At 63.9% G+C, this 17,291-nt stretch carries 17 protein-coding genes; 9 read left to right on the top strand and 8 right to left on the bottom strand.

The annotated features are described in order from the left end of the window. Window positions 1-127: 127 nt before the first annotated feature. A complete protein-coding gene (ychF, locus tag ACSMXN_RS04620; RefSeq protein WP_022913407.1) occupies window positions 128-1,201 on the bottom strand; it encodes a redox-regulated ATPase YchF in 1,074 nt (357 codons plus the stop codon). Between the two features lie 108 nt (window positions 1,202-1,309). On the opposite strand from ychF, the gene ACSMXN_RS04615 reads away from it, so the two are divergent. After that, complete coding sequence (locus tag ACSMXN_RS04615; protein ID WP_022913406.1) at window positions 1,310-2,467, top strand: DNA recombination protein RmuC; 1,158 nt, start codon at window positions 1,310-1,312, stop codon at window positions 2,465-2,467. A 33-nt stretch (window positions 2,468-2,500) separates the two neighbouring features. Further along, window positions 2,501-3,007, top strand: a complete 507-nt coding sequence (locus ACSMXN_RS04610; RefSeq protein WP_022913405.1) for a DUF6542 domain-containing protein — start codon at window positions 2,501-2,503, stop codon at window positions 3,005-3,007. Window positions 3,008-3,047: 40 nt separating this feature from the next. On the opposite strand, the gene ACSMXN_RS04605 is transcribed toward ACSMXN_RS04610, so the two are convergent. Continuing rightward, window positions 3,048-4,028 carry a 4-hydroxy-3-methylbut-2-enyl diphosphate reductase gene (locus tag ACSMXN_RS04605; protein ID WP_022913404.1) on the bottom strand — a complete coding sequence of 327 codons (981 nt, stop codon included), beginning with the start codon at window positions 4,026-4,028 and terminating at the stop codon, window positions 3,048-3,050. Window positions 4,029-4,127: 99 nt separating this feature from the next. Between ACSMXN_RS04605 and ACSMXN_RS04600 the strand changes: the two genes are divergently transcribed. The 3 genes from ACSMXN_RS04600 (at window position 4,128) to ACSMXN_RS04590 (ending at window position 6,263) form a co-directional block, all read left to right on the top strand. Beyond that, entirely contained in the window at window positions 4,128-4,760 is a 633-nt protein-coding gene (locus ACSMXN_RS04600; RefSeq protein WP_155958377.1) for a hypothetical protein, read from the top strand. After that, window positions 4,757-5,971 carry an exodeoxyribonuclease VII large subunit gene (xseA, locus tag ACSMXN_RS04595; protein WP_022913402.1) on the top strand — a complete coding sequence of 405 codons (1,215 nt, stop codon included), beginning with the start codon at window positions 4,757-4,759 and terminating at the stop codon, window positions 5,969-5,971. The genes ACSMXN_RS04600 and xseA overlap by 4 nt, the downstream gene beginning before the upstream one ends. Window positions 5,972-6,035: 64 nt before the next feature. Then, entirely contained in the window at window positions 6,036-6,263 is a 228-nt protein-coding gene (locus ACSMXN_RS04590) for an exodeoxyribonuclease VII small subunit (RefSeq protein ID WP_027139462.1), read from the top strand. Window positions 6,264-6,294: 31 nt separating this feature from the next. Here ACSMXN_RS04590 and ACSMXN_RS04585 read toward each other — a convergent pair whose 3' ends face one another. From ACSMXN_RS04585 to ACSMXN_RS04565, 5 genes are all read right to left on the bottom strand, one after another. Next, window positions 6,295-6,828: a DUF4245 domain-containing protein gene (locus tag ACSMXN_RS04585; RefSeq protein WP_196811280.1), complete on the bottom strand. Its 534-nt coding sequence runs from the start codon at window positions 6,826-6,828 to the stop codon at window positions 6,295-6,297. A gap of 80 nt (window positions 6,829-6,908) precedes the next feature. After that, window positions 6,909-8,135: an MFS transporter gene (locus ACSMXN_RS04580; RefSeq protein ID WP_022913399.1), complete on the bottom strand. Its 1,227-nt coding sequence runs from the start codon at window positions 8,133-8,135 to the stop codon at window positions 6,909-6,911. Between the two features lie 6 nt (window positions 8,136-8,141). Then, complete coding sequence (locus tag ACSMXN_RS04575) at window positions 8,142-9,368, bottom strand: hypothetical protein (protein WP_022913398.1); 1,227 nt, start codon at window positions 9,366-9,368, stop codon at window positions 8,142-8,144. Next, on the bottom strand, window positions 9,365-10,567 hold the full coding sequence (locus ACSMXN_RS04570) for a GNAT family N-acetyltransferase (RefSeq protein WP_022913397.1): 1,203 nt from the start codon (window positions 10,565-10,567) through the stop codon (window positions 9,365-9,367). Before ACSMXN_RS04570 ends, ACSMXN_RS04575 begins: the two co-directional genes overlap by 4 nt. A 163-nt stretch (window positions 10,568-10,730) precedes the next feature. Then, window positions 10,731-11,702, bottom strand: a complete 972-nt coding sequence (locus ACSMXN_RS04565) for a DMT family transporter (RefSeq protein WP_022913396.1) — start codon at window positions 11,700-11,702, stop codon at window positions 10,731-10,733. A 368-nt stretch (window positions 11,703-12,070) separates the two neighbouring features. Between ACSMXN_RS04565 and glpX the strand changes: the two genes are divergently transcribed. The 4 genes from glpX (at window position 12,071) to ACSMXN_RS04545 (ending at window position 15,698) form a co-directional block, all read left to right on the top strand. After that, a complete protein-coding gene (gene glpX, locus ACSMXN_RS04560; RefSeq protein ID WP_155958376.1) occupies window positions 12,071-13,087 on the top strand; it encodes a class II fructose-bisphosphatase in 1,017 nt (338 codons plus the stop codon). A 25-nt stretch (window positions 13,088-13,112) separates the two neighbouring features. Next, window positions 13,113-13,562 carry a YbjQ family protein gene (locus tag ACSMXN_RS04555; RefSeq protein ID WP_022913394.1) on the top strand — a complete coding sequence of 150 codons (450 nt, stop codon included), beginning with the start codon at window positions 13,113-13,115 and terminating at the stop codon, window positions 13,560-13,562. Between the two features lie 131 nt (window positions 13,563-13,693). Next, entirely contained in the window at window positions 13,694-15,133 is a 1,440-nt protein-coding gene (locus tag ACSMXN_RS04550; RefSeq protein ID WP_022913393.1) for a class II fumarate hydratase, read from the top strand. Between the two features lie 10 nt (window positions 15,134-15,143). Further along, window positions 15,144-15,698 (top strand): pyridoxamine 5'-phosphate oxidase family protein, encoded by a 555-nt coding sequence (locus ACSMXN_RS04545; protein ID WP_022913392.1) that lies wholly within the window; start codon window positions 15,144-15,146, stop codon window positions 15,696-15,698. Here the strand turns inward: ACSMXN_RS04545 and ACSMXN_RS04540 are convergent. Beyond that, window positions 15,695-17,074 (bottom strand): PhoH family protein, encoded by a 1,380-nt coding sequence (locus ACSMXN_RS04540; RefSeq protein WP_455407695.1) that lies wholly within the window; start codon window positions 17,072-17,074, stop codon window positions 15,695-15,697. The two genes, ACSMXN_RS04545 and ACSMXN_RS04540, sit on opposite strands and share 4 nt — an antisense overlap. Window positions 17,075-17,291 lie beyond the last annotated feature (217 nt).

Here is a 17,291-nt window from a genome sequence, read left to right as displayed (position 1 = left end):
AAGCCGGGAACCACGTCGTTGTAGTCCGATACAGACACTAGCGAGCGGCGGTGACAGTTTGCGGCACCGCCGCGTGGCTTCCCGTGATGTGGCCACGGCGGTGCATCACACGTCGAATAAGAAGGTCTCAGACGTTGAAGCGGAACTCCACGACGTCTCCGTCGGCCATAACGTAGTCCTTGCCTTCGATCCGGACCTTGCCCTTCGCCTTGGCCTCGGCCATCGAGCCGGTCGCGACCAGGTCGTCGAAGGACACCACTTCGGCCTTGATGAAGCCGCGTTCGAAATCGGTGTGGATGACTCCGGCTGCCTGCGGGGCGGTGGCGCCCTTACGGATCGTCCAGGCGCGCGCCTCTTTCGGCCCGGCCGTCAGGTAGGTCTGCAGCCCGAGGGTGTCAAAGCCCAGGTGCGCCAGCTGGTCCAGACCCGATTCCTCAACCCCCATCGACTGCAAGAGTTCCAGTGCCTCGTCCGGTTCGAGTTCAGACAACTCAGCTTCCGTTTTCGCGTCAAGGAAAACTGCATCGGCCGGAGCGACGAGGTCTCGCAAGCCACCGATGAAATCTGAGTTGGCAAGCTCACCGGGATCGACATTGAAGACGTACAAGAACGGTTTCGCCGTCATCAGGTGAAGCTCACGCAATGGCTCCGGGTCAAGACCGGCAGCGAATACGGTCTGACCTTCTTCGAGTACCTTCTGAGCCTCTTCGACGGCCGCGACGACGGCCAGCTTGTCCTTCTGGACGCGGGCTTCTTTCTGCAGGCGTGGCAGAGCCTTTTCGATGGTCTGCATATCGGCGAGAATCAGTTCGGTGTTGATCGTTTCGATGTCATCGGCCGGCGACACCTTGCCATCGACATGGACGACGTCCGGATCGGTGAACGCGCGGATCACCTGACAGATGGCGTCAGCCTCGCGAATGTTGGCGAGAAACTTGTTGCCTAGTCCCGCACCTTCAGAGGCGCCACGGACGATACCGGCGATATCCACGAAACTCACCGTCGCTGGCAGGATCTTGACGGAGTTAAAGATTTTGGCCAACACGTTCAGACGGTCATCGGGAACGCCCACGACGCCAACATTTGGTTCGATCGTGGCGAATGGGTAGTTCGCGGCAAGGACGTCGTTACGGGTGAGAGCGTTGAAAAGGGTGGACTTGCCAACGTTGGGCAGTCCGACGATTCCGATAGTGAGGGCCACGGACGGCCAGTCTACGGCTCGTCTGGCAGGCGGCGCGCCTTCGCCCGACCACGAACGGCGCGAAGCGCTTACCCGAAACTGTCGGTGCTGTAGTCGAGACTGATCACCATGACCTCCGTTGCGTTCAGCCTCCTGGTGATCGGCCTGCTCGCGGGCGCCGCCGTCGGCTATCTATACGGCAGAAGTCGTGCGGCGTTGTCCGCGCTCGCACAGTCTCAGGTTGAGTCAGTCCGTAACTCCGCCGCATACGAGTCGTCCGAGCGACATCAAGCGATCGAGTCGCTGGTCGCGCCGATGCGTGATGCGCTCGCCCGCGTCCAGTACCAGTTGCACGAGTCCGAACGAGATCGGCTAGCCGCCTCGGCCGCGCTCGACGAGCACCTTGCAGCTATGCGGATCTCGTCAGAGGGCCTGCGCAGCCAAACGAGCCAGCTCGTGACGGCGTTGCGTGCACCACAAATCAGGGGCCGATGGGGCGAGCTGCAGCTCGAGCGGACGGTCGAGGCGGCTGGGATGGTCGAGCACATCGACTACGTGACCCAGGCGAGCACGTCCACGGCTGCCGGCAGGGACGGCAGCGCCGCCATCGACGGGTCACCCGGCACAGTGCGGCCGGATCTGATCGTCAAGCTGTCCGGGGGCAAGCACATCGTTGTCGACTCGAAAGTGGCCTTCTCCGGCTACCTGGAGGCGATGGAGGCTACCGACGAACGGTTTCGAAGCGCCAGATTGCGGGCCCATGCCCGCCAGCTGCGTACGCACGTCGACCAGTTGGCGGCGAAGGCGTACTGGGACCATTTCGATCCGAGCCCAGAATTCGTTGTTTGTTTCGTCCCGGCCGACGCCTTTCTCGACGCTGCACTCCGCGAAGATCCTGCGTTGCTGGAACACGCTTTCGCGCGCAACGTCGTCCTGGCTACCCCGACGACCCTCGTGGCTCTGTTACGCACGATCGGCTACAGCTGGCGTCAGGACGCACTGGCCCGAAATACCGCCGAGGTCAGCAAACTCGGGCGCGACCTGTACCAGCGACTGACGACGATGTCGGGCCACCTCGACAAGCTAGGTCGATCGCTGTCCGCTGCGGTCACGTCGTTCAATTCGAGCGTGGGCACCCTGGAGACCAGAGTCCTCGTCAGCGCGCGACGCCTGGCAGACCTGTCCGTCGTAGATCCACAGGTCGACGGCCGGTTACCGGGCACCGACCAGATCTTGGCGACGACTCGGTCGGTTACAGCCGAGGCAGAGGTGAGCCGGGTACCGTAACTATCCGTGCCACCCTCGAACGGAGCTACTTACGTGCCCGAGCCGCCAGGTGAGTCGGATTATTCCGGCACCCGCGGCCACCGGTACGAGAGCGTCGAGCCTCGACAATCGCCGAGCTCGACCCGCAGTTCGCGATCGGCTTCGCAGCGCTCAGCTCGCGAACGGCTTACACCGGAACGTGGCCTGCCCGGGTGGGCTGCCCTACTCGTGCTGCTCGTGATTGCGGGCGTCGGAGGCGCGGTCGATCAAATCAGCGGTGCATCGATTCAGGGGATCTTCAGCTGGGCGCTCATCCTCGGCTCACTTGTCGCGATCCTTATCGTCCGACGCAGCGAGATGTTCCCCGTCGTGATCGCTCCGCCGCTCGTCTACTTCATCGCTTCAGCAGTAAAGCTCTACGTGAGCTCGAATGGCTTGAAAGACCGCGCTGCGCTCACCGACGCGGCAGCGAACTGGCTGGTCTACGGGTTTCCCGCGATCGCCGGAGCTACGGCCGTCGTACTCGTCATCGCCGGAATCCGGATGATCGCGCGCCGTTAGCTACGAATCGATCACCGGGTACGAAACCGTCAACCGTCGCTCAGGACTTGGGGCTCAGTTTCATGTCCCGGCGCAGTTCTTGTGGCAGCGCGAAAACCAACCGCTCTTCGATATGGCTGACCTCTTCAATGTCGGAATAGCCTCGCTCGGCGAGCCATGCCGCCACCTCTTGGACGAGGATCTCAGGTACCGATGCACCTGAGGACAGCCCGACCGAGGTGACGCCGTCCAACCAGTCCGCACGCAGCGAACCCGCATTTTCGACCAGATAGGCCTCTGGAGCGCCGGCAGCCTTCGCCACTTCGACCATGCGGACCGAATTCGAGGAGTTCGCCGATCCGACCACGAGAAACACCTCGACCTGTGGCGCGATCGCCTTGACGGCCGCCTGCCGATTCTGGGTCGCGTAACAGATGTCGTCGCTCGGCGGCGACTCAAGATTCGGAAACTTCACCTTCAGCGCGTCAACCGTATGAAGCGTCTCATCGACCGACAACGTGGTCTGTGACAGCCACACCACTCGGTTCTCATCGCGCACCTGCACCGAGGAGACAGCGTCAGGCCCGTCCACCAACCGGATGTTGGCCGGTGCCTGCCCCGTCGTACCGATGACTTCTTCATGCCCCTCATGGCCGATGAGAACGATGTCGTAGTCGTCAGCCGCGTACCGGCGCGCCTCGTTGTGGACCTTCGTCACCAGCGGGCACGTTGCGTCAATCGACCGCAGCTTGCGGGTGGCTGCCTCCTCATGCACCTCGGGCGCTACCCCGTGGGCAGAGAACACTACGACCGAGCCGACCGGAACCTCGTCGGTCTCCTCGACGAAGATCGCTCCCCGCGCCTCCAACGTGCGCACCACATGCTGGTTGTGAACGATCTGCTTGCGCACATAGACGGGCGCACCGTAGTGGTCCAGCGCATGCTCGACCGTCTGAACGGCACGATCTACCCCGGCGCAATAACCGCGGGGTTTGGCCAGTAGGACGCGCTTCGGCCGGGCGGCTTCTGGGTCACTCGGCATCGTCCGGGAGGGTAGGACGGAGTCAGGCATGACTCAATCCTACGTACCGATCACCGGCTACCACTCGCGAAGCGATGCATAGTGAGGCAGGCTGGTGGCATGCCAAGTGTGCCGACCTCGTTGAAAGTCGTTCTGGGCCTGGCCGCAACCGCGGCGGACGAGGCACGCAAGTTGCCCACCACCCTGCCGACCGTGGTGGCCGAAGCGCCCATGCTTGCCGTGTCAACAGCTCTTCAGGCGTCAATGAAAGTGCAACAGCACATCGCGGCACTTGCGGCTCGTGGCGATGAGGTGATTTCGCAGATCCGCGGCACGACGGAGGAAGCGCCGGCCTGGGCAACGTTCGACGAATCGCCAACCGACGATGCCGGCGAACACGCTCCGCGCCGCGCCGCCTTCGATCGAATCGATTACGAGGCCGGCAGCCACCCAGCCAACGAATCGGCCGAAGGCGACGCGCACGCAGCGCCGGACGCTGACACAGAGGCGCAGGCGCCAGCAAAGAAGGCGCCCGCCAAGAAGGCGAGCAGCAGGCCGCGGGCAGCGAAGCCCGCGCCGCCTGGCACCGCGGTGGCACAGGAGGCCGCGATCACGGCCGCTGAGATAAACGCTGCCGCACTCGCGGCGGACGAGGCCGAAGCCACAGCGCAGGACGCGACTGCGCACGACAACACGACCGGAGACAACACAGCCGTCGAAAAAACAACCGACGAGGACACAGCAAGCGAGTGAGCAAGCTCGAATCATCGCCTGAACGCCCACTCCCGCTACGACGTGTCAGCCAGGCCCTTGCCGATTGGATCGGACGGCTGGGCGAGGTCTGGGTCGAAGGCCAGGTCGCACAGTTCATCCAACGACCCGGCGTGCAGACCTGCTTTCTGACACTGCGCGACGTCGACGCCAACCTTTCGATGCAGGTGACCTGCAGCCGTACCGTCATCTCCGAGCCGTTGGCCGAAGGTGCCCGGGTCGTGATCAGGGCCAGGCCGGATTTCTACGCCGAGCGCGGAACGCTCAGCCTGCGGGCCACCGAGATCAGGCAGGTCGGTCTCGGCGAACTGCTCGCTCGGATCGAACGACTCAAGCAGCTCCTAGCCGCTGAAGGCCTGTTCGCGGCTGGTCGCAAGCGAGCCCTGCCGTTTCTGCCGGACACGATCGGCCTGATAACCGGACGGGCGAGTGCCGCCGAACGCGATGTTGTCGAGAACACCCGACGCCGATTGCCGGGCGCACGATTTGCCATCGAGAACACCGCAACACAGGGAACCACCGCAGTCACCGAGATCATCGCCGCTCTCAAACGCCTGGACGCGCGGCCGGAGATCCACGTCATCGTCATTGCCCGCGGTGGCGGCAGTGTCGAGGACCTCTTACCGTTCTCGAACGAAGCTTTGCTGCGCGCCGTCTCGGCCTGCCGCACCCCGGTTGTCTCCGCAATCGGGCACGAATCAGATCAGCCCTTGCTCGACTTGGTCGCAGATCTGGCCGCCTCCACGCCGACCGACGCCGCGAAGCAGATCGTGCCGGACCTGTCCGATGAGCTCCGTCGGCTGGCTGAATCGAGGGCGAGGCTGCGGGCTGCGATCCACCGGCGACTCGATACCGAGAACGAGTTGATGGCGGGACTTCCGCAGCGGTTGCGCCGCAGTATCGCCAACCTCATCACCTCCGGTGAGCAGGAGAACCGTCGCGCAGTGGAACGGATCCGCGGGCGCCTGACCACGATGCTCGATACTGCCGAAGCCGACAACCGTCAGTTACTCGCCCGGGTGGTGAGCCTGTCCCCGCAGGCCGTCCTCAACCGCGGCTACGCGGTGCTGTGGGATTCCGAAGGCGACCTCGTGCGCGACGCCGAAGACACCTTCGACGGCGAACCGCTGCGCGTCCGGGTGGCGCGAGGCGAATTCAGCGTGATCGTGGGAGCCGGTGATCCGACTGACTAAGGTAGGCGCGGTGAGTACCAAGCCCGCCCCCGAAAACACCGCCGAAAATGCTGGCGGGAACACCGTGGAGGACACGGCTGGGGGTAGTCCGGAAATCAGCTACGAACAGGCCAGGGCCGACCTGCGAGATATCGTCTCGAAGCTCGAGTCAGGCGGCCAGCCACTGGAACAGTCGCTCGCACTGTGGCAGCGTGGCGAGGTGTTGGCCGGCATCTGTCAGCAATGGCTGGACGGTGCCCGTTCACGACTGGACGCGGCGATCGCCGCCGCCTCATCAGATGACGGCGATTGAGTCGACTGCTTCGAGCGGCACGGCGAATGCGTCAGTGCAGCGAAGCAGCAAGGGCCGACAGTTCGGCCTGATCAGCTGAGCCGGTGACGACCACCGTGACTGGCCCGATGCTTCGCTGCAGCACCTGTCGACCGTCGCTGCGCTCGAGCCCAGCCCAAGAGACACCGTCGATCGTGACCGTCTTGTCGCTGGTGAGCGGCCCGTACTGAGCGGCAACCGAGGCATCGTTGCTTTCGAGAAATTCGGCGTACTTACCGCTCGGTGACACGTAGCCGATCCGGAACGACGCACCACTCGAGGGGCCCGCAGGATCGAACTCGGTACTCGTGGGGCGCCACTTGGGGTCAAGAGCGACCGGAACGACCAAGGTGAACCCGGCTGCCGTTCGCGCGGAGGCGATCGGGCCGGTCACATTCACGACGTGGATGCCGTCAGAGTGCGGCGCGCGCGGCCACGCGAAGATCACGGCAAGACCCACTACCACCAACACGACGAGCAGCCCCCGCCAAAGATTTGCCGAGGTGCGGAGCCGCTGCCGTTCAGACGGGGTAAGCGGTCGTGTCACCACACCATGGTGGCTGGTGCTTCGCTCCGCTCGCCACCGGGGGCAGGACGCCGCGGCGTAGCGCACAGTGCCCGCCACGGTCAGCCGCTCTCGAGGTTGCGTACCTCCTGCACCAGCAGTGGGGCGCTCACCGAAAGTAGCGTCAACAATCCAGCGGCGATGAGCGCCTGACGGACACCGATGGCGCTGGCGATCGGGCCGATGCAGAGCATCCCGATCGGCCGCAGTGCCATGGATCCGAACCGGTTGACGGAATCGACGCGGGCCAGCATCTCGCTGGGGACGCGCTTGGCAATTGCCGATGCTTCCATGGCACCGAAATAGGCCACCGCGATGCCGGAGATGAACTCGGTGAACGCCAATACCGGTGTGGTGGCCGGGACGGCGAGTAGCAAAAGTGTTGGTCCGCAACCGAGGACGAGCAGCGAGTACCCCACGAGCAACGGGCGTCCAGGTCGGCTGACCATGGCCAGCGAGCTGCCCAGCATGCCGCCGGCGCCGAGCGCGGCCGAGATCGCGGCCCAGGAGCTCGACCCGCCAAGCCTGCTCAGAGCGACGACAGGCCCGAGGACGCTGAGGGTCGCCAGCAGAAAGACCTGGAACGCACTTGCGCTCGCGATGACAGCGCTCAACCATCGGCTTGCGCGGACGTACCCGAGTCCGGACCTCAGCTCCGATCGCAGGCCTCGCTTCGTCGTTGCGCCGGTCGGCGAGCCCAGGGCGCCGGCCCGGCCGATGAGCATCGCGCCGAGCAGAAAGGTCGCGGCATCGAACACGAGGATCCAGCCTGGGTTGAGCGCGAGAAGCAGGACTCCGGCGAGACTGGGACCAGCCACCTCTGCGGTATTGCCGGCGATCGTGAATAGGGCGAAGGTCGCCTGTCGCCGCTCTGCCGGAGCGACATAAGCGATGGCTGCCGTTGATGTCGGGTTGAAGAACGCGCTTGTCGCGCCCCGAACTGCGACGAACGCGGCAATGCTCCACGTGGCGGCGGACCCGGTAACCAGCAGCAGCCCGATGAGTAGCTGCGTCGCGCACGCGACGCTGCTGCTAAGGAGGAGGACAGTACGGCGTGGGTACCGATCGCCGACGACTCCGCCGAGCAGGAGCAGAACGACACTGGGCACCGCCCGAGCCGCCAGAATGAAGCCGAGACCGCTCGCGCCGCCGCCGAAATCCAGCACCGCGAAGGCCAACGCAACCGGAACCAGCATGTCGCCAAGCACCGAAATCGTCCGGGCAAGAAACAGATACCGCAGTGCCGGGATCCGCAACAATGAGACAGGTGCCGCCGTCTCGGTAGTCACTTGCAGCTAGGCGACTTCGAGCCGAAATGTCTCCTGCACTGCCCGCACGATTTCCTCGGGATCCTGCGTTGACTTGAGGCGTACAAACACATAGCCACTGACGCTGGAGGAATCCATCAGGCCGCCGATGGTGTCACCGCGCTCGTAGTTGAGTCGGGCTTCGATCAGTCCCGGAATGTGCTCGAAATCCTGCGCGTCGCTGATGTCGCGAATTGTGCCGCGGGCAGCGGGCAACATGAGCTGCAGGATGGACTCGTCGGACGAGGTGTCCACCCGATCAGGTTCGTAGTGCTCGCCCAGGGACGCGGCGATGTGGGCATCCCAGAGGTCGAAGCCGGACGCGAGTTGCAGCATGCGACGGATTCCGCCGCCGCCGGGGCGGCAAGCAATCTCCCCCGCGTAGACAGCATCCTCGGTGCGTAGAGCCTCGAAGTGGGTGACGCCGTCCTCGAGTCCGACCGCGCGAACTGCGACATCGTGAAGGTCGCGAACCGTCGAGGCGAGGGCATCATCCTCTGCGAGCAGGTGCGATCCGAACACTCCGTTGTCGTATTGAAGGACTGGTCGGAGGTAGCGCGACACCCTTGCGAACTCGATGTTCCCATCGCGAACGTAACCGTCGCAGTGCAGCTCCTCGATGACTGGTAGGTATTGCTCGACAATGACTGGAAAGCACTTCTCCGAGGTCGTGCGCGGTGACGTGAGAATCTCGGTGCTAGTACGTACCTCGGTAGAAGCAAGTTCATCGGAGTTCTGGATGACGAACGTTGCGTCGACGCCGGCGCCGATAACTGGTTTGACGATGACGGGGAATCCCAGTCGTTCAACGGCTCCTGCTAACTGGTCAGCGGATCCCGCGATCTCGTAGGGTGCCGAGGCAAGCGAAGCCCGTTCGAAGGACCTCTTCATGGCGTACTTGTTGGTGCACTTGAGGATCGGATCGAATGCGAGACCGGACAGGCCAAGGTAGCTGCGAAGGTAGCCAGCGACCGGCATAGCTCGTTCCGACAGTGAAACGACGTGAGTGAAGGTCGAGAGGTCACGCTGCCTGGCTGCCTGCTCGACCGCAGCCGTCGGGTCGTTCAGACTGCGGACAAGAACGAAGTCAGTCCCGGCGGGGTATTGGTCGACAAAGCGCGGCTCCGTACCGAAGACGACGACGAGATCGTCGCGTGCGGCGAGTTCGGCGGCATGCGCAGTGTCACCGGTGTTGGTGACGAGGACTGACTTCATGGCACTTGTGCCCCTTCCAACATCGATGGATCCTGGGATTGCACCGCTTGGCAGCGATCGTCGTTCCAAGCCGCGAACCGTTCGTTAAGGAGCGGCGACGCGGCAGACCGTGAAGCAGATATTCCCCATAGCGGCTCGAGTCGAGCGCCTCGTGCGAGCTTGGCGCGATAGGTCGCCATGCCGAACTCGAGTCTGCGATAACCGTGTTCGATCGCGAACCGGATCGTCTCGTAGTAAGCGAGGTTGAAATACTCGAACGCCCTTTTCGTCGCGGCGTAGTTGAACCCCGCACTGCGTCCGTAGACGACGCCGTCCCACATGAACAACAAGACGGTGCCGATGATTTCTTTTCCATCGCGGACGGCGAGGATCTGGCTGTGATCATCGGCGCATTCGGCGAGGATGCGCAGTTCAACTGCTTCGGCGGCCGCTGTGGCCGTGTGCCCATAGCGTTGCTCAAGCTGTGCAAACAGGTGGGCAGCGACATCGATCCAATCGCTCAAGCGGCCACCGTCAATCGCGTAACCCTGCTGCGCAAAGATCCGCATCTCCCGGCGGATGTTGCGGGACTGGTGGCCCATCGCCTCGACGTACTCGTCCATGGATGACCAGTGCAAGTCGAGCACGGAGTTGGCGCCCGCGAGGTAGTACCCGTGCTCGGGATCCAAGACCTCCCTCAGCTGACCCATCCCCCGCTGATTGAGGTACATCGCCGAGACCGACGCCGCGTCGACTTCTACCGCGTGGGCCGAGGCAGCCTCCAGTAGCAACGAGAGAACCTCGCGCTGTTGCTGCGGTTCGATTGTGGTGTCCAGTAGGAATTCGCAGCAGTATGCGGCCCGTGAACCGACCGCGTAGGCCGGTGACCAATCATCGCGATTGAACGTCGCTCCTGACCGATGAAAAAAGTGTCCGAACGGGTCGTAGTAACCCCGCGAGCTTGGTTTGCCCCAGTAGACCGGACACGCTCCCCGCAGAACACCATCATTGTCACGACAGACGATGTAGGCGGTTCGATCGCCCCGCTGCCGTTCCACGGCCGACAACCAGGGCCGGCTGACGTAGAAAGATCGCCCCGTTGTCAACGGGGCGATCTCCTGATCACTGATGGCCCCGAGCGTTGTAACGATATCGAGCCGGTACCGAGTACGGTCCACGTCTGCGAGCTGTTTCGCTGAAGCCAGCACCATGTTCGCCATCAGACACTCAGCTCCCCGCCACATGAATCTCGGCCAATCTAGGCCCAAGTGTCTGGCTAGCTCTCAGACATACGACGCAGCATAGGCACAAGAACGTAGTCAGAACTGCCAAATGACGAAATTGGATTTCGACGGGCTACCAATGCGAACGCGGGCTACCGAGTCACCCAGCGACTACGGCGGGTGCTTCGCTTCGATCGCCAGCGGGGGCGGGCGGAGCGGCATACAGCACAGCGATGGCGATCAGCATCAGAAGGGCCCCGGCCCAGCCCGCAAGCGGCAACCGTTCGTGCACAAGTGCGACTGCGAGCAACGTGGCGGCGAGCGGTTCAAGCAGAGTCAGGACGGAGGCGACCTCGGGTGGCGTGGTGCGCAGACCGTGAAAGAACAGCGCATAGGCAAGCGCTGTCGCGACGATTCCCATATATCCCAGCGACAACACTGTCGCGGGTGTCGCCTGGAACCCGAGACCAGCCACCGCGGCCAGCGGAAGCAAGGTGATCGCACCGACCACGCTGGCGACCGTCGTCAGGATCAGCGGCGTGAGGACCAGCCTTCCGGCCGTCGCGTGTAGCCGGCGGCTGACCAGCGTCGACCCGGCGTAACCGAGACCTGAACCAACTGATTCCAGCACCCCGAGCACAGCGTGTGGGGCGTCCGAGCCACTACCAGCCGACAACGAGATGAGACCGAGCCCGACCACCGCGAGCGCCAGGACCATCGACGAGCGCGGGGATGGAAACCGGCGCGCTCGCACGGCCTGGAGCACCGTGATGGCCAGCGGGGCCACTGCGAGGCTGACCAGCGTCGAGACGCTGACCCCCACGTTGCCGATCGCGGCAAAATACAGCGCCTGATAGAGCCCGAGAAGCACGCCGCTGAGCAGCAGCAGCCAGCGTTGAGCGGCCGTGGCAGCCCGCCAGAGTCGGATGCTGGGCAGCCCGGCGACCGCGATCAGCACTGCTGAGGAGAACAGCAAGCGGTAGAAGCCGATGGATACCGCGTCCAGACCGCTGTGGTCGGAGACGTAGTGAACCAGGACGCCGTTCGTACCCCAGAGCACTGCCCCGGTACTTACAGCAAGCAGGCCCTCGCGGGCCCGAAAAGCAGAGATATCGACAGAAATGGCAGTCATTAAGAGATGCTTCCTGAGAGAGCCAACGGAGGAGATGTTGGATCCGGGAGCACCACGTGACGACCGAGCGGCGGAATCAACCGATGCCGGTCGGCGTGCGGAGAACTGCTCCCGCCCCTAGTTCAGGACTGGAGGCGGAAGGACACCGAACCGGAGGGAGAACCGGCGAGATTCGCTCATGTGGCCACCTTAGCGGGTATCGCCAGCGACTTATGCGACAAATCATCGGACGGCGGAGGAAGCCGTAACAGCGAGCCGATAAGGTCATCCCATCGAGAGAGAGGCCAGCGGAAATGACCGGATCAACCGCTCCTGAGTCCCCACCAACAATCGACAGTTCCAGCATTGACACGCAGGAGCACCGCAACATGGTTCCACCGGAGTTGGCCGTCGACCGACAGGCGCCGGACCGAAACCTGGCGTTGGAGCTGGTGCGCGTCACCGAGGCCGCCGCGATGGCCGCCGCCCGCTGGGTCGGGCGAGGCGAGAAGAACGACGGTGACGGCGCCGCGGTCGACGCCATGCGAACGCTGATCGGCACCGTGTCCATGCGGGGTGTCGTGGTGATCGGCGAGGGCGAGAAGGACGAAGCCCCGATGCTGTTCAACGGTGAAGAGGTCGGCAACGGCACCGGGCCAGAATGCGATGTCGCAGTCGATCCGATTGACGGCACCACGCTGATGGCCAAAGGCATGCCGAACGCGATCGCGGTGATCGCGGTCTCCGAGCGAGGCTCGATGTTCGACCCGTCCGCTGTGTTCTACATGGAGAAGATCGCAACCGGGCCCGAGGCCGCGAACGTGATCGACATCAACGCTCCGGTGGCAACGAACATCGCGCGGGTGGCCAAGGCCAAGAGCGGCAAGCCGTCCGATGTGACCGTGGTGATCCTGGATCGCCCGCGGCACGCTGATCTGGTCCGAGCCGTCCGCGACGCCGGCGCCCGCATCAAGTTCATCTCCGACGGCGATGTCGCTGGCGCGATCATGGCAGCGCGGCCCGGCACCGGCGTCGACCTGCTGCTCGGCATCGGCGGCACCCCCGAAGGCATCATCGCCGCCGCGGCGATCAAGTGCATGGGCGGCGCGATCCAGGCCAAGCTCTGGCCGCGAGACGCTGCCGAACGGGAAAAGGCCCAGGCTGCGGGCCACGACCTGACCCGCGTCCTGCACACGAACGACCTGGTCAACGGCGAAGACGTGTTTTTCTGCGCCACCGGCATCACCGACGGCGAGCTGGTTCGCGGCGTTCGCTATGACCGAGGCGCCGTCGCCACTTCGTCCATCGTCATGCGCTCCAAATCCGGGACGATTCGGGTCGTTGATTCGTTGCATCAGTTGTCCAAGCTGCGCGCATACTCGTCAGTTGACTTCGACCGCAACTGACGAGTGAATCGATTGGAGAACGACCGTGCTCTGCGTTACTAGCAATGACATCCCGGGTTGGGACATCCAGCGTGTCTGCGGCGAGGTGTTCGGGGTCACTGTGCGCTCGCGCAACGCCTTCTCACAGATGGGCGCGGGCTTCAAGTCCATCGTCGGTGGCGAACTCGGCGGCATGACCAAACAGGTCATCGAGAGCCGAAACGAGGCCATGGGGCGGCTGTTCGCAGAGGCCCAGGCACGTGGCGGCAACGCCATCACCGCGATGCGTTTCGACACCACCGAACTCGGCGGCAACTGGAGTGAGATCTGCGCCTACGGAACGGCCGTCGTCGCCATTCCGGTGACTGACGAGGCCAAGCAGACCGCCATCCAGCTCGGCTACGGCCGACCTGCGGCGGCGGCGCAACAGCCGTCCACGCAGCCACCGCCACCGTACGAGCAGCCCTCCCAGTACCCCGCCGGCAACCCCGGCTGAGCCTAGGGCCGAGAAGGGCCAAGAAGGGGCCGAACCGGGGTTAGCCGGGACACAGGGCGGCTCCGGGTGACCAGTGTGCTCGATATCCTCATGACATCAAGTCCACCCGCCTGCAGGGAGCAGACAAGACCATGCCCGACCAGCTGACCACCACCCCGTCCGCCTCATCGACCGAAGACGACTTCCGTATCGAGAAAGATTCGATGGGTGACGTCAAGGTCCCCCGCGAGGCGAGGTGGCGGGCCCAGACCCAACGGGCCGTCGAGAACTTCCCGATCTCCGGGCAGCCGATCGAGCGGGAACTGATCGCCGCGCTGGCTGTCATCAAGGGTGCCGGCGCGCGAATTCGCGCCAAGCGCGGCCTGCTCGATGGGGCCAAGGCTGAAGCGATTGCTGCTGCCGCCGTCGAGGTTGCTCGCGGCGACTGGGACGCCGAATTCCCGATCGACGTATTTCAGACCGGCTCGGGCACGTCTTCGAACATGAACGCCAACGAGGTGCTTGCCTCGCTGGCCGCGGAGAAGCTCCCGTCCCAGGTCACCGTGCACCCCAACGACGACGTCAACGACCCGTTGTCGTCCAACGATCAGTTTCCTTCGGCGATCCACGTCGCTGCAACCAAAGCCGTCGTCATCGACCTTGTCCCCGCTCTGGAGCACCTGGCCGCAGCACTCGAGGCCAAGTCAGAAGAATTCGCCACCGTAGTGAAGTCCGGCCGCACGCATCTGATGGACGCAACCCCGGTAACCCTCGGCCAAGAGTTCGGCGGCTATGCCGCTCAGGTCCGCTACGGTGTCGAGCGTCTGCAGGCCACCGTGCCACGCGTCGCTGAGCTCCCCCTCGGCGGAACCGCCGTGGGCACCGGCATCAATGCCCCAGCCGGTTTTGCCGCGGAGGTCATCGCGTTGATGGCCGCCGAGACCGGCTTGCCGTTGACCGAGGCGCGTAATCACTTCGAGGCCCAAGGCGCACAGGACGCTCTCGTCGAGGTCTCGGGAGCACTTCGCAACGTTGCGGTAAGCCTGAACAAGATCAGCAACGACATCCGCTGGATGGGTTCGGGCCCGCGGACGGGGCTGACCGAGCTGTTCCTGCCCGACCTACAGCCGGGTTCGTCGATCATGCCGGGCAAGGTGAATCCGGTGCTGTGCGAGGCCGTTTGCCAGGTCGTCGCGCAGGTCATCGGCAACGACGCTGCGGTCGCCTTCGGTGGCGCGAGCGGTAACTTCGAGCTCAACGTGATGCTGCCGGTTATCGCACGCAACGTGCTCGAGTCGATCAGGCTGATCGCCAACGTGAGTCGAGTCTTCGCGGACCGCTGCATCGTCGGCATCGAGGCCAACGTCGACCGTTGCCGGGAGTACGCCGAGTCCTCGCCTTCGATCGTCACCCCGCTGAATCACTACGTGGGCTATGACGAGGCCGCGAAGATCGCCAAGCAGGCACTCGCCGAGCGCAAGACGATCCGCGCGGTCGTCATTGAACGCGGTCATGTCGAATCAGGTGCCATCACCGAGAGCAAGTTGGACGAGGTACTCGATGTCCTCTCGATGACGAGGCCTGCTACCTAGGATTGCGCATATGAAGGTGCATGAAACGATCACAGACCGGCTGCACAAGTGGATCATGGTCCAACCGATGTTCTTCGTCGGCACCGCTCCTTCCGGTGCCGACGGGCATCTGAACATCTCGCCGAAGGGCATGCCCGGGTCGTTCGCGATTCTCGACCCGCTTCGGGTCGCGTACCTCGATTACACCGGCTCAGGTGCGGAAACTGCCGCTCACCTGCGGGACAACGGCCGGATCGTCTTGATGTTCTGCGCGTTCCAGGGTCCACCCCAGATCGTGAGACTGCACGGCCGTGGCCGAGCCGTGTTACCGGACGACGCTGACTTCGCTGACCTGAGGTCCGCATTCGGACGAGACGGCGACCACGCGATCAGGTCGATCATCGACGTTGCGGTAACCCGGGTTTCGGACTCGTGCGGCTACACCGTGCCGCTCATGCAATTTCAGTCCGACCGGCAGCTGCTCGATCAATGGTCAGACCGCAAGACTCCAGAAGAGCTCGCCGACTACTGGGCAAACCGCAATGCCACCAGCATTGACGGCTTGCCCAGTATCGGTTCCCGTTAAGACAGCCCGACGTCTTCGAGCATTTCGGTGACGAGCGCGGCGATCGGTGACCGCTCGGACCGGGTCAAGGTCACGTGGGCGAACAACGGATGCCCACGCAGTGCCTCAATCACAGCGGCTACGCCGTCATGGCGGCCGACCCGCAAGTTGTCGCGCTGAGCGACATCATGGGTGAGCACTACCCTCGACCCTTGGCCGATCCTGGAGAGCACCGTCAACAGGACGTTGCGCTCCAGGGACTGCGCCTCATCGACGATGACGAAGGCGTCGTGCAGCGAGCGGCCACGGATATGCGTCAACGGCAGCACTTCGACCATTCCGCGGTCCATGATCTCGTCCATGACCTCTTTGCTGACGAGCGCTCCGAGCGTGTCGAATACCGCTTGGGCCCACGGCGCCATCTTCTCGTTCTCGCTGCCGGGCAGGTAGCCGAGCTCCTGGCCGCCGACTGCATACAGCGGACGGAACACCACAACCTTCTTATGTGCCCGGCGCTCCATAACGGCCTCGAGTCCGGCGCACAGGGCCAGCGCGGACTTACCGGTGCCGGCCCTACCGCCGAGTGACACGATGCCGATCTCGGGATCGAGCAGCAGGTCAAGAGCTATGCGCTGCTCAGCCGATCTGCCGTGCAGCCCGAACGCCTCCCGATCGCCGCGAACAAGCTTCATCTGCTTCTCGGGGGTCACCCTGGCCAGCGCAGAACCCCGTGCTGAGTGCAGGACGAGACCGGTGTGGCATGGCATGTCGGCGACTGCGAGCAACTCGTCCCGCTCGGAGATATCGATTCGATCGCCGTCGTACAAGGCGTCGATGACCTCGGTCGAGACGTCGATTTCGGCCAGCCCGGTCCAGCCGGAATCGACTGCCGGATGCACCCGATACTCATCTGCCGGCAGGCCCACGGACGCCGCCTTGACACGCATCGGCATGTCCTTGGAGACGAGGGTGACATCCCGGCCTTCCTTGGCCAGATTCAAAGCCACCGCGAGGATGCGCGAATCGTTGTTGTCAACCCGGAAGCCAGCCGGCAGCGATGACAAATCAGAGTGGTTCAGCTCGACGTGCAGGGTGCCACCGTCTTCCCCGACGGGCACCGGTGCGTCCAACCGACCGTGTTTTATCCGCAGATCGTCCAACGTCCGCAAGGTCTGACGGGCGAACCAGCCGAGTTCCGGGTGGTGCCGTTTGCCTTCGAGCTCACCAATGACCACCAGCGGCAGGGTTACCTCATGCTCGCCGAAACGCCCTATCGCCCCCGGGTCCGAAAGCAGAACCGAAGTATCGAGGACGAAGGTCTTCACTCGAGGGTGGCTTTGCTCGGCAGTCGAACTGCCTGGCGTAGCCGTGGTGGATCGTGCGCGGGCTGGGGTCACTAGACGCTCCTGGGCGCTGAAGCGCGGCAAGACCAAGGTCTATGCCACGGGCGAACGAGGCATCACCGTTCACCGTTATTGAGGGTTCCGGTCGCTCCCCTGAGTAGGGGGCGATGCCGTTCCCCCTCTGGCTTACACAGCTGGCTTTCACCACCGTCAGGGACCTCCCGGGTGGTCCGGGAATTCTCCGGTCCACCTGGTTAGCACGCTACGTTGA

The organism is Parajatrophihabitans canadensis, from assembly GCF_053764775.1.
This window is presented reverse-complemented; position numbering and strand designations above follow the sequence as displayed.

Bases quoted from the DNA above. Each gene is read 5' to 3' on its own strand.
- ACSMXN_RS04575 (WP_022913398.1), bottom strand. From the start codon at position 9,368: ATGAAGTCAGTCCTCGTCACCAACACCGGTGACACTGCGCATGCCGCC.
- ACSMXN_RS04565 (WP_022913396.1), bottom strand. From the start codon at position 11,702: ATGACTGCCATTTCTGTCGATATCTCTGCTTTTCGGGCCCGCGAGGGC.
- ACSMXN_RS04570 (WP_022913397.1), bottom strand. From the start codon at position 10,567: ATGGCGAACATGGTGCTGGCTTCAGCGAAACAGCTCGCAGACGTGGAC.
- ACSMXN_RS04550 (WP_022913393.1), top strand. From the start codon at position 13,694: ATGCCCGACCAGCTGACCACCACCCCGTCCGCCTCATCGACCGAAGAC.
- ACSMXN_RS04545 (WP_022913392.1), top strand. From the start codon at position 15,144: ATGAAGGTGCATGAAACGATCACAGACCGGCTGCACAAGTGGATCATG.
- ACSMXN_RS04600 (WP_155958377.1), top strand. From the start codon at position 4,128: ATGCCAAGTGTGCCGACCTCGTTGAAAGTCGTTCTGGGCCTGGCCGCA.
- ACSMXN_RS04605 (WP_022913404.1), bottom strand. From the start codon at position 4,028: ATGCCGAGTGACCCAGAAGCCGCCCGGCCGAAGCGCGTCCTACTGGCC.
- ACSMXN_RS04615 (WP_022913406.1), top strand. From the start codon at position 1,310: ATGACCTCCGTTGCGTTCAGCCTCCTGGTGATCGGCCTGCTCGCGGGC.
- glpX (WP_155958376.1), top strand. From the start codon at position 12,071: ATGGTTCCACCGGAGTTGGCCGTCGACCGACAGGCGCCGGACCGAAAC.